Raw genomic sequence first — 12827 nt, 5'->3', positions numbered from 1 at the left:
AATACTCAAAATAATATAAAATATAAATTATGAAAAAAATAAGCTTTTTAATAATAGTATCTCTACTACCCTTCTTTAGTTTTTCTCAAAATACACTCCAAGGAGTTATTAAAGAAAAAGATACAGAAGTTAGTATTGCATTTGCAAATGTAATTCTTAGGGATAGTTCTCAAGAATTAAAAGGAGGTACTATTAGTGATGAATTAGGAGCTTTTTCTATGGTTGTTCCATCTGGAAAATATGAATTAACTGTAAGCTTTTTAGGCTATGAAACATGGACCAAGGAAATCGATGTTCAGTCTGATATGGAAGTTGAAGGTATTATTATAAGTCCTGCTTCAGAGGGACTTGACGAAGTAATCGTTACTGGACAAAGAAAGATGATAGAATATAAGGCAGATAGATTAATCTTTAATGTGGAAAATAACATTTCTGCAACAGGAGGTGATGCTATGAGTGTTCTTAATGTAGCACCAGGACTGGTTGTTCAAAATGGTAATATTAGTTTATTAGGAAAAGGATCTTCACGAATTATGATAAATGGACGAATCATTGAACTATCGGGAGATGATTTAACAAACTATTTAAATTCTATTTCAGCTAGTGATATTAAAAGTATAGAGATCATCACAAACCCTCCTGCAAAATATGACGCAGCTGGTGATGGAGGGTTAATAAATATAAACCTTAAAAAAGGGGTTCGAGATTCTTGGAAGAATACGACTTCTTTAGTTTATGATCAAAACACTTTTAATTTTTATACACTACGCAATAACTTTTTTTATGACAAAAATAAGTTTAGACTTTCTTTAAGTGCTAGTGCTAGAACAGGAGATGTAAGAAACCAAGGAGATTTAGATATATTTTTTCCAACGGGTCCTTGGATATTAAAAGGAGATGAAAAAGAAAAGAGAGATAATGTCACGGGGCGTGTTACTTTAGATTATGATGTTAGTGATAATACTACAATTGGAGCACAATATTCAGGAAATTATAGTACACCTGACGGAGCATTTGTAAATAATATTGCTATTAATAATACATCAAATCAAGTTGAATCTCTTTTAATAACAGATGGATTTAAGGATAGGGAGAATAGAGGTAACTCATACAATGTTCACGCAATTACAAAATTAGATACTTTAGGAAGAGAAATATCTGTAGATGTAGACTATTTTGATTTTAATTCTAAAACAAGTAACACTTTTCTAGCGCAAAACTTCACTCCAGATTTTCAATTAATAGATACAGACCTATCTGCAATAAACGCATCAGATCAAGATATAACTAATTTTAGTACGATTGTAGATATAGAGCATCCATTAGAGTTTGTGAATTTGTCTTATGGAGGTAAAATTAGTTATATAAATAGTGAAAGTGATATAGAATTTTTTGATACTACTTCTGGAACACCCGTTCTAGACACTAATCAATCTAATACGTTTGAATACGAAGAAAATAATCAAGCGATTTATGTGAGTGGCTCTAAAAATATTAATAAAAAGCTTAGCGCTCAAGTTGGTCTTAGACTAGAAAGTACACAGACAGAAGGGTTTTCAAGAACATTAGATCAAACGACTGAAAATGATTATGTAAAATTATTTCCTACAGTTTACCTTTCCTATCAAAAAAGTGATAATCATGGTTTTAATTTTAATTATGGAAAAAGAATTAACAGACCAAGTTTTGTAGACCTTAATCCTTTTAGAGTATATATTAACAGTACAAGTTTTTCTGAAGGAAATCCCTTTTTACAACCTTCTTTTAGTGATAATTTTGATTTTACTTACATTTTTAAAAGAAAGTTAAGAATTAATGCTTTTCTAAATGTAGCAACCGATGGTTTTGGAGTTGTATTTACTGCAAACACAGATAATAACACTCAAATTATCACAAAACAAAACTATTTTAAAGAATATTATTTTGGTTTAGGAGCAAATTATACCAACAAATGGACATCTTGGTGGCAAAGTCGCAATTTACTATACCTACTTGGGTCTGATACTCAATTCGAAAGTGATATTAATGCCACCCCAATAAATAGTGCTCAATTATTTTTTTCAACAAATAACACATTCTCATTAGGAGATACTACAAAACTACAGGTAGATTATATGTATAGCTCTTCTTATGAAAGAGGTCTTTATGAATTTGGATATATGTCTGGTCTAAACATAGGTTTGAGTAAAAGCTTTCTTAATAAAGATTTACAAGCAACTTTACTTGTAAATGATGTTTTTAACTCAGCTTTTCTTAGAGATTTCACATCAAACGTAAACGGTGTAACACAAGTGTATAATGAAAATAATAGTAGTAGATTCTTAAGGTTATCGTTATCCTATAGTTTTGGGAATAATAAAATCAATGTAAGAGAACGCCCTGTGGGTAATCAAGAAGAGAAAGGAAGAAGCGGGAACTAAAGACAATGTGTAAATATTGTTTTTAGATATAAAAATAAAGCTTAAAAAAAAGATTTATTAATTAAACTAAAATCACAAAATGATACAGTTATTTTTATTACACTTTGCTGGCGGAAGTATATACTCATTTGATTTTTTAAAACAATATCTTTCTCAAGATATACAAGTAATACCTTTAGAATTACCTGGGAGAGGTAAGCGTTTTGAAGAACTAGCTCTTAAAACAAAAAAAGAAACCATTCAAGACTATGTGAAGCAAATTACTCTTATGAGAAATAATGCTCCTTACTGTATTTTTGGTCATAGTATGGGAGCTACACTAGGTTTATCTGTAGCTCATAAAATGCAAAAATTAGGTGATCAACCTTTATCCCTAATTGTTTCTGGTAATGCAGGTCCTGGAGTCACTTATGACGATGAGGATCCAGAAAAACAAAAAAAGAAACGTTACCTAATGAACGATGAAGAGTTCAAAGAAGAGCTTCGAGAGTTAGGAGGTGTGCCTGAAGAAGTTCTCCTGAATGAAGAATTGTACTCTTTCTTTATGCCTATCATGAGAGCAGATTTTGAAGTGCTAGAAAAAGATGAATACTCAGAAGAAGGTATACAATTGCAAGTGCCTATATATGCTATAATGGGTACTGAAGAAAAAACAAGTGCTCAAATTGAAAACTGGAAGCGATTTACACTATCAAACTTTAAATATAAAATACTTGAGGGTAATCATTTCTTTATACATAAACAATGTAAAGAGCTTTCTGAGATTATAAAAAATTGCTATGAAGAATATTTACAACCTAGTATTTTATAATTGCTCATACAAAAACGATCACTACACAATCATTAATAAATTGGTACCCCTCCCAATTAGTATCTCAAAGCAACTAGCTATTTAATATACAGCTGTATAACGGCTATTTGATATGAGTAATAAAAGATAGTATTACAGCCGTAATCTTCTGTTAATCAAGGTAAAATAACAATAATCCATGCTGCATTTACTTGTAGTGTAGACTAATAATGCTTTCGCGAAAGCGAAAAAAAATAAAATTATTATATAACCACATAAATTATTTACAAATGAAAAATGACTTAATAGAAATGAGTAAATCGAAAATGATTCCTATAAAATCAATTATAGGGTATTCGATATTAGCAATTATATCTGGAATGTCTGGCTTTGCTTTTATTACTGTAATAAACAAGGTTATCAGTATGTCTATAAACCCAGAAATCCCACAAGATGACAATTATTTATATATGTTTATAGCTGCTATAGCAGTCTTTTTTGTGACAAGAAGATGGCTTTCTGAAGGTGTTATTAGCCTGTCACAAAGAATCTTCTGTAACATGAGAAAAGATGTTATGAAGCTAGTAATTAAGGCACCTTATAGAAGTCTACAGGAGTCTAAAGATCAGATTTATGCAACATTGACTTCAGATGTACATAGTATCACAAATGCATCATTATCTGTGATTACATTTTTCTCATCTATTATATTAATTATAGCCAGTTTTGTGTATATGGCATATTTGTCATTAAGCCTGTTTGGGTTAAGTATAGGAATTATTGCTGTAGGAGTTGGTATATATCTCCTTAGATCACGTAAAAGCGACAAACTACTAAAAGAAGCTAGAGAGTTAGAAGGTGATTTTATGAAAACTTTTAATAGTATTATGGAAGGGTCAAAAGAAATTAATGTAAATCTAGATAAGGGTTTTGGTATTTATAATGAGAAACTTGTTACGATTGTTGATAAAGGAGAAAAAACATACACAAAAGCATTTGTTCACTATGTAAATAGTGAGTTGGTAAGCCAAATTCTTTTTTACGGTTTGATCACATTTGTTCTTATTTATTCAGGTAGTTTATTAGACCTTCCAATTGATATAACAATAAGCTTTGTTCTCATATTGTTATACTTATTGGGGCCTATTGTGAGTGTGATGACACTTATGCCTTCAATGAATCAGGCAAAGGTTTCATTAGGTAAAATGAACAAGTTAAAAAGGGATCTTCAACAAATGGAATATAATGATGGTATAGAAGACAAAGAAAAAGGTAAGTTCTATGATTTTAATGTATTTGGATTAAAGGATTATTCTTTTTCTTACGGTGAAGATAAATTTTCTGTAGGTCCTATAGACTTAACTATAAATAGAAATGATGTAATCTTCATTCACGGAGGTAACGGAGCCGGAAAAACGACATTTATAAATACAGTGTTAAGACTCTATGATTTAGATAAAGGAGATGCATATATAGATGGTCATGTAGTTGCTGAGGAAAATATAGATAGTATTAAAGAGTTATTTTCTCCTGTTTTTAGTGACTTTTATCTTTTTGATGAGTTTTACGGAATCAAAAATGTTGATGTAGAAAAAGTAAATTATTTCCTTAGGTTATTTGAGCTGGAAGAAAAGGTAACATTAAAAGACGGTAAATTTTCTAGTATTGATTTATCTACAGGACAAAGAAAACGTCTGGCACTAATTAGTTCATTGATCGAAGATAGACCGATATTGGTTTTAGACGAATGGGCGGCAGATCAAGATCCTTATTTCAGACATAAATTCTACACAGAAATTATCCCGGAGATTGTAAGAGAACATGATAAAACGGTAATTGCAATAACCCACGATGATAAGTACTATGATCAAGCTGATCGTTTATTGAAAATGGAATATGGCACACTTGTAGAATTCCAAAAACAAGAATTGGAACCAATGTTTAGCTCTATGTCTCTTAGTTAATTCATGCCAACAAACTTTTTTTAAAATTTTAAGAGCCAGAAATTGATAAAGATTTTATCAAGTTTATGACGGTTATATTTTATAATCGTTATAAAACAGGCTTTTTATTAATTCTTAATTATATACTCATGAAACTAGTAAAAACAGCACTTATTTTAGTGTTATGCATTGTATGGATATATGCTACAAATTATAAACTCAAACCATTTAATTCTGTAGGAGAGTTACTTTCTTATAAAACGGGATTATTATCTGTTCCAATAGAAGAAAATGGAATCAATAATTATGAGAGTGATTATAAACCTAATATGTATATAGATGATCTAGGAATTCCTCACATTTATAGTAATAATCAAAACGATGCTGCTTTTGGATTAGGCTTTATGCATGCAAAAGATAGGTACTTCCAAATGGAATTAATAACCAGAACAGTACAAGGGCGTATGTCTGAGATATTGTCAGATAAGACCTTAGATTCTGATAGTTTTTGGAAACCTTATGAGTTTGAGCGTAAGTCAGAAGAATTACTAGAAACCTATAAAGAAAAATCTCCCGAGTTTTATGAATACTTATTGGCATATACAGATGGAGTTAATGAATATCTAACTAATCATAAAAGTACAGACCCGCTTTATAAGGCTATAGGATCACAACCTCAAATGTGGAAACCTCAATACTCATTATTAGTGACTTGGTATATGAGTTATACCCTTACCTATTTTGATCAGCATGTGATGCATCAAGAGATGGTTACATCACTACCTGAAAAAGAGAAAAAATACTTTTTCCCAATGCAACCAGAAGGGTTAAAAACAATTTTACCTTCTACTCACACTATAGTTCAAGATACAGCTATGGCACAATATGAAGAAACGGTTGTAGTACAAAATAATATAAACGAGTTTTCGAATCCTAATCAATTTCATAAAGGTGTAGGAAGCAATAATTGGGCGCTTAGTAAAACAAAAACAAATAATCAGGCTACAATGCTAGCTAATGATCCTCATTTATTACTATCACTTCCAGAGGCATTTTATGAAGCTCACTTGATATATGGATCTTTAAATGTTTATGGATTTTCTATACCTGGGGTACCTGTAATAATAAGTGGGCATAATGATGCTATTTCTTGGGGTATTACTAATGGTGAGTGGGATCTTATAGATAGGTACCATTTAAAAGTAAAAGATGATAACTCATATTATTATGAAGGAGAATGGGTGCCATTTGTAAAAAAGGAATATACCATCAAAATAAAAGGCTATGATGATTATACAATGATTCAAAATAACACAGTGCATGGTAAAGTAATTAAAGAAGGAGATCAATATTATGCACAACATTGGTATGCTTCCAATAAGAGCTACTCCATTGAATCGATGTATAAAATGATGAAGAGTCAAAATTGGGATAATTTCACAAATGCTTTAAAAGACTATGGATACCCGCCTCAAAATTTTATATACAGTGATGTAGAAGATAATATAGGAATTGTTTGCGCAGGAAAGTTGCCAGATAGAGGGCAAAATTATAGAGGAGGTTTACTAGATGGATCATTACCATATACTCAGATAAAATCTATAGATACACTATGGAAAACGTATAACCCCGATAAAAAGTTCTTACTCTCCGCAAATCAACAGCCTATACAAAATGACGCTTACTTTGGTCATCATGGATTAAAAGATGATTATAGAGTAGAGAGAATTTATAACCTATTAGAAAATAATGATGATTGGAAGCTAGAAGAAATTCAAAAAATGCAATCTGATCAAGTAGATCTTTCATTCAATGATTTTAAAAGTCTATTAGAAAAGTATAAAATCAATCAAGAAAACACCAAGATTGTTGATATTCTAAATCAATGGGATGGTACAATGACTTCTAATAGTAAAGAGGCTTTAGTATATGAATCTGTAAGAATCATGACCACAATTGAATCTCAAAAATTTGCACGGAATCAACTTAAAGTAAAACTTGTTCCATCATTTAAATATTATGTAAAATATCTTAAAGATGATCAATATCAGTTATCAGGAGACATATCTAAACAAGAACAAGTAAATGTCATTTTGACTAAAGCAGATTCGATATTAACCAAACATTTTGGGGATCAGTGGGAAGGTACGACCTATAGCGAGATATCAAATTTTAGTATTGACAATATACTTTCTATACCAGGACTCGGAGAAGAGATAAATGATGCAAGCGGTAATTCAAATACTATAAATCTAAATACAGGAAGTATTCATCCAGTGTACCGAGCAGTATATTATATGAAAAAAGATCAAGTAAAAGCATTCACTGTTCTTGCAGGAGGACAAAGCGGTCATGTAAACTCTATTCATTATAAAGATCAATTGCAATTATGGAGAGATGGTGAGCATAAAGAAGCTCAATTTGAAAAAAATCCTAATCAATTAAAAAATATTGAGAATATAATATCCTTCAAATAAAGGAGGTAGCTCTCATTAGAGCTGTACTTCATAAAATCAATACTAAAAAGAATTTCTAGTATCCAGTACTATAAATATCCAACATTAGTAATGAGCGAAAATCAAAGTATAAACTAAAAACGTAGAAATCATGAATAGTAACTTAGAATTTTTATCAAATCACATCTTAGATAATAATATTACAGAGGTATTAAAAATAGAAAAAAACCTTATTCATATACTTGGAATTGGATTCCCATTATTGGTAGATGAAAGGGGAGATCTTGTAGAAATTAATAATATTAGACTTGATGAAAAAACATCTTCAAGGCTTACCTATTTACTTTGGAGCCTTAATTTTTTAAACAAGAAATTTCAAAAATTTAATTCTCAACATGATACATTGGAGTTAAGGGAGAAAGTAGTAAAACTTTTAATAACATCGATTTATAATCTTGAGAAAAGTGATACTTATGAAGATATCAAAACAGTAGTGAAGCTTATAGAAGATGAGAGGGATTATATCAAAGAACTTATGAGCCCATATACTATCGTAAATAGTGCTTGCTAAGAAAAAAAATTAATAATTTATATCTCTTTAACTGTTAACTTATGAAATATCTATTTAATTATTTGCCATACATAATCATTATAGGGTTACAATTTATCATACCTAATTATACCTTTTTAGTGCTAGGCACCATTTTAGTAGGAATAGTAACATCCTTTTTTATGAAAAGCAAAAGTTTCTTTTGGAGGAGCTTTATCTTGACATTTATAGTCTATGTAATTGTATTTTTTATATACGAATCTCGTGTTTTATATACGGGGTCTATTTTGAATAGCTTTGGATTGCCAGCATATTCTTTATACTTTATTTTCCCTCTTTTTAATGCCTTAAATGTTTCTATACTTTTCTTAGCAGGGCATAAGTTGGGAACTTTATTTTCTTCAATTTCAATAAATAAGACTTTAGAAGAAGCCAAGTAATCTACAAATATTTTAATCAAAAACTTAACAAACTTTCTGTTTAAAAAAGAGTCTTGAAACAAAAATAGCAGGTGTTTATAATCCTACACTGTAAATAAATGTCAATATAAATTATTTCTTAATCACATTTAAAAATTCATATTATGAAAACAAATAAACTAAAAACACTGTCACTCAAAAAGCAAACCATTACAAGATTACACAGTATTACCATTACAGCAGGAAATATGCCATTAGATGCAGAAAGCGATATGAGTTATACAGGTTTTGATAGAAGCTGTCACTCTAGCTATTGTTAAATGCGTGTCTAGTTACAAGACACAACAATAGTAACAAATACCTTATAAAAACAATTAAACTGATGCTAAGAAAGCACACTATGTCTAGGCTTAATAAGATCAAAATTATTGAGGAACAGATGGACTTTGCAACACAAAGTGATCAAGCTCAAACGAATTATCAAACACATACATCTTAAGCTAGTCAATGATACCTAATACACCCTATTTTAATCCAATCAATCTTAATGTAAATAAAGGATCTTGATACTATACCGAATAACTTGCATTGGTTAAGAAACCACTCTATACATATTTTTATAAATGAAATAGCCTGCATATTATATACAATGTGTTTCACGAATACGCTTTCGCGAAAGCGAACCATACACGTATTCTATTCTTAATAAAAAACCCTGTTAATCAGATACTTAATAAGTACTGAGATCCTTTTATTATTACACAAACAACATTTTAATTATTAAATAACAAATCAACATGGAAAAATCTAAATCAAAATGTAAGTGTGCCCAAACAGGAGGCATTTGTGGACGTAAATTAAGTCTCATCAAACAAGGAAAACTAACCTTAGAAGCTGGTTCTAAAGAAATACTATGCCCTTTAAAAAGCGCATTAATATACACGTCGTAAAAAACATTTATAAGAATTTTACGTAAATCTGGTAAAAGTATTTTACCAATGGCGAATACGATCAAGATAAACACAGAGAAGGTATGCGTTTAGTGAAGTTATTTCAATACGCCTAGATATTATCTTATAATATCTAAATATCTTTTTTAAAAATTTTCACTAAAACGATCTTCCTATTATGAAATAATAATATAATAAAACCATAACACTATGAATGTTGATTTAGAATATGCGCCAGAAATTATAGTAAGAGAAGTAATTCCAGAAATTTTAGAAATTAAACAAGATCATATTAATATCCTAGGAAACCATTTTTTAGTATTAATAGATGAGGAGGGCAACTTTAAAAGAATTAATAACATACTACTAGATGAATCAAGTTCTTTTAAGTTTACTCAATTACTCTGGAATTTTGCTTTTGTTCATGTAGCAGTACATAAGTCCAAAGGGCAATTTGGTCATACAGACGCAAGCATTAAAATTAGAAATACACTTGAAAAGATCCTTACCAAACTTGAGGTGAGTAATTGTATTTATGATATAACAACATTAATCCAGTATATGGAAATAGAAGGTGCCTACATCAAAAACTTATTATAGTATAAGCATATATTATCCCATATAATATTACCCAATAATACCGATAGAGTTGCTATGTAAATTCATAGCAATAAATAAATACGCTGGCAGTCTATACTTAAGAATAGTCAGTGCTATTAGTCTTCAATACCTTTATTTGTAAGTATTGAAAAAGAAATATAACATTTTGAAAAAGTTTAATACAAAACCACACCATAAGGGCATATTCTTACAGGAATGGTTTTCTTACACGTATTTATCATGATCACACAAAACACAACATACAACGTAGCTTTTAGTGATTTTAAATCTATTCCCCAGATAGATTTGAGAGAAGATGAGTATTATTTATTTCAATATTCGGCAGATGGAAATATAGGTCAGGATATTTTAAAGTACTACTTAGAATTCTTACCTCAAAAATTTAAAGAAGAAGTCCTTAAATACAGAAGATGGGATGACCGCTATAACTGTCTCTTTGGCAAACTTATGGTCTACATGGGGTCCTACCTATTTGGGTATAATGCTTTTATGTTTGAGAAGATTCTTAAGGATAATTATGGGAAACCATATATGGTAGATAGTAACTTTAACTTTAATATTTCTCATAGCGGTAATACCGTTGTCTGCGTATTTAGCAAACAAGAAATAGGTGTAGATATTGAAGAGATTAACGATATTGAGTTCGACCTATTTAAAGATGTATTTACGCATGATGAACTAGAAGATATTGAAAATCAAGGGTTGGATACTTTTTATAAGTATTGGACCAAAAAAGAATCTGTCATTAAAGCAGTGGGTAAAGGAATGTCTATTCCGCTTAGAGAAATAGAGATTCGTCAAGAGTCCACTAGGTATGAAGATGACACTTGGTATACAAAAAGCTTTAAAATGGATAATAAATATTGCTCCATAACGTCAAAAAATAAATTAAAAAAAGTACAAGAAATGCGTGTGGTATTTTAAGCAGTAGCACATTGTGTATAATGAGAAACTCACATTTACAAATTCCAAAACTTGGAGTTTGTAGGTGTGAGTTTTTTTGTTTATAGAAATGTTCACTATTGTTGTATGGTAAGATATACGCTTTCGCGAAAGCATAAAAAAGAGATTTACCAGACATCTATTATATATCTAATTAATCGACGTATTGTAAAAACAATATTTTAATTTAGTTTTTTCAATAAACGTTTGGCTTCCTGATGCTTGAAATAGGTAGGATTTGCGACTATAATCTCTAAAACCTTCTGGCAATTCTCTTTTTGTCCTTGTTTTAAAAATACCAAAGCTTTATACCAATATCCTTTATGAAAATCTATAGCATCACTTTGTATTAAGGCATTGAAAGTCGCTATTGCTTCATCATAAGATGCTACTTCTATATAAGAGACTCCTTGGTATAAACGTATTTGGGGAGTTGCATTATTTGGAGTTTTTAGCAAGACTTGTGCACGTTTTATAACATCTCGATAATCTTCAGATTTAAAACTACGTTCTAATTGAGCCACTGTATTTTTATCTGTTCCTTTTACAGTAAGAGAAGGTAAATCATTCCAATTATTATATTGATTATATAAAGAAGGTAGGTCATCATTTTTAGGATACAGCAAAAAAACAGCAATTAGTAAGGTAGCCGCTACCGCAGTGATTAATGGTCTCAACCAATATTTTTTGATCTTAGAGGTATCTTCTTTTTGTTCTTGTCTCCATGTTTTTAATCGATTAGAAAACACCTTGGCTTCTTTAGATTGAAATAGAGCGAGTTCTTTTTTTAACACCTCAGGATCCCCCTTAAAATATATCCAGTCTTTTTCATCATGCACACGATCTAAGTCTTTATAAATTTCTACCCACTCTCGAAGAGAAGAAGAGTTTTGTAAGCGTTCTTCAAAAGAAAGCTGCTCCTCGCTTGTCATGCCATTATTAAAATAGCGTGCTATAAGTTCATATTCTGATTCGTCTTTCTCCATAATCACTGTTTGAGGCGTCTATATCTTTTATCTTTCTTAATGAGCTTTATCAGTTTAGATTTACATTTAAAGACACGTTGTCTTACAACTCCTTCGGAGGCATATCCTAATGCTATCATAATATCACGATAGGCTATTTTATTAAATACGCTATTTAATAAATTTTTACAATTATCAGATAGCTCCCTAAACTTTTCTTTATATAAATCCCACTGATTTTGCTCTATAGAAAACATAGCGAGATCTACACTTTCATCTACGAGAGTATCTAAAGGATGATTTGTTACCCTGTTTTTTGAACATTCTCTTCTCCAGAGATTTTTACAAATAGTAAAAAGATAATTTTCAAAAGACTGTATCTGTAATTCCTCATTTTTCAATTTCACAAAAAGCAATGTCAATGCATTTTGAAAAATATCTTCGGCAATTACTTTAGAGCCATTTCGGCTTATGATATAGCGTTGTATTTTAGGAAAAGATTCGGTATATATTTTTTTGAAGGCACTTGGATTTCCTTGTAAGAAATCTTGAATAAACGGATCATTTGTTTTTTTCATAAAATAAATCCCCCTGTTGTGGATCGATTAAATTTACTTAAAAAAAAATAGGCGCCAAAATTTATAAAAGTTGATGCCTATTACATATTAGAAACATAGTTGAGTTGTTTTAGTCTCAGAACTTCATAAAAATTTCTTAAAAAATAGGGGTAACACTTTTTTAAATCATGCTCTTTAAGTTGAATCGATTCTT

12 protein-coding genes are annotated in these 12827 nt (G+C 30.2%); 9 read left to right on the top strand and 3 right to left on the bottom strand.

Annotated features, from left to right (window positions below; translation table 11 throughout):
• Positions 1-29: 29 nt before the first annotated feature.
• From Q0505_RS06795 to Q0505_RS06775, 5 genes are all read left to right on the top strand, one after another.
• Entirely contained in the window at positions 30-2420 is a 2391-nt protein-coding gene (locus Q0505_RS06795; RefSeq protein WP_299210487.1) for a TonB-dependent receptor, read from the top strand.
• Between the two features lie 79 nt (positions 2421-2499).
• Complete coding sequence (locus tag Q0505_RS06790) at positions 2500-3231, top strand: thioesterase domain-containing protein (RefSeq protein ID WP_299210485.1); 732 nt, start codon at positions 2500-2502, stop codon at positions 3229-3231.
• A gap of 269 nt (positions 3232-3500) precedes the next feature.
• Complete coding sequence (locus Q0505_RS06785; RefSeq protein ID WP_299210483.1) at positions 3501-5174, top strand: cyclic peptide export ABC transporter; 1674 nt, start codon at positions 3501-3503, stop codon at positions 5172-5174.
• Between the two features lie 128 nt (positions 5175-5302).
• Entirely contained in the window at positions 5303-7630 is a 2328-nt protein-coding gene (locus Q0505_RS06780; RefSeq protein WP_299210481.1) for a penicillin acylase family protein, read from the top strand.
• A 130-nt stretch (positions 7631-7760) separates the two neighbouring features.
• Positions 7761-8180 (top strand): hypothetical protein, encoded by a 420-nt coding sequence (locus Q0505_RS06775; RefSeq protein WP_299210479.1) that lies wholly within the window; start codon positions 7761-7763, stop codon positions 8178-8180.
• 211 nt (positions 8181-8391) lie between these two features.
• On the opposite strand, the gene Q0505_RS06770 is transcribed toward Q0505_RS06775, so the two are convergent.
• Positions 8392-8619, bottom strand: a complete 228-nt coding sequence (locus Q0505_RS06770) for a hypothetical protein (RefSeq protein WP_299210477.1) — start codon at positions 8617-8619, stop codon at positions 8392-8394.
• A gap of 123 nt (positions 8620-8742) precedes the next feature.
• Here Q0505_RS06770 and Q0505_RS06765 point away from each other — a divergent pair, with 123 nt between their 5' ends.
• From Q0505_RS06765 to Q0505_RS06750, 4 genes are all read left to right on the top strand, one after another.
• Positions 8743-8898, top strand: a complete 156-nt coding sequence (locus tag Q0505_RS06765; protein WP_299210475.1) for a hypothetical protein — start codon at positions 8743-8745, stop codon at positions 8896-8898.
• 477 nt (positions 8899-9375) lie between these two features.
• A complete protein-coding gene (locus tag Q0505_RS06760; protein ID WP_299210473.1) occupies positions 9376-9528 on the top strand; it encodes a hypothetical protein in 153 nt (50 codons plus the stop codon).
• 210 nt (positions 9529-9738) lie between these two features.
• Positions 9739-10128 (top strand): hypothetical protein, encoded by a 390-nt coding sequence (locus Q0505_RS06755; protein WP_299210471.1) that lies wholly within the window; start codon positions 9739-9741, stop codon positions 10126-10128.
• 240 nt (positions 10129-10368) lie between these two features.
• Positions 10369-11073 (top strand): 4'-phosphopantetheinyl transferase superfamily protein, encoded by a 705-nt coding sequence (locus Q0505_RS06750; RefSeq protein WP_299210469.1) that lies wholly within the window; start codon positions 10369-10371, stop codon positions 11071-11073.
• 200 nt (positions 11074-11273) lie between these two features.
• Here Q0505_RS06750 and Q0505_RS06745 read toward each other — a convergent pair whose 3' ends face one another.
• Together Q0505_RS06745 and Q0505_RS06740 are read right to left on the bottom strand one after the other, a co-directional pair.
• On the bottom strand, positions 11274-12077 hold the full coding sequence (locus tag Q0505_RS06745) for a hypothetical protein (RefSeq protein ID WP_299210467.1): 804 nt from the start codon (positions 12075-12077) through the stop codon (positions 11274-11276).
• Between the two features lie 2 nt (positions 12078-12079).
• Positions 12080-12634, bottom strand: a complete 555-nt coding sequence (locus Q0505_RS06740) for an RNA polymerase subunit sigma (RefSeq protein ID WP_299210465.1) — start codon at positions 12632-12634, stop codon at positions 12080-12082.
• Between the last annotated feature and the right edge of the window lie 193 nt (positions 12635-12827).

It is taken from the genome of uncultured Dokdonia sp., assembly GCF_937910895.1.
Classification (GTDB): Bacteria; Bacteroidota; Bacteroidia; order Flavobacteriales; family Flavobacteriaceae; genus Dokdonia.
The sequence above is the reverse complement of the archived record's forward strand: the minus strand, read 5'-3'. Positions and strand labels throughout refer to the sequence as shown.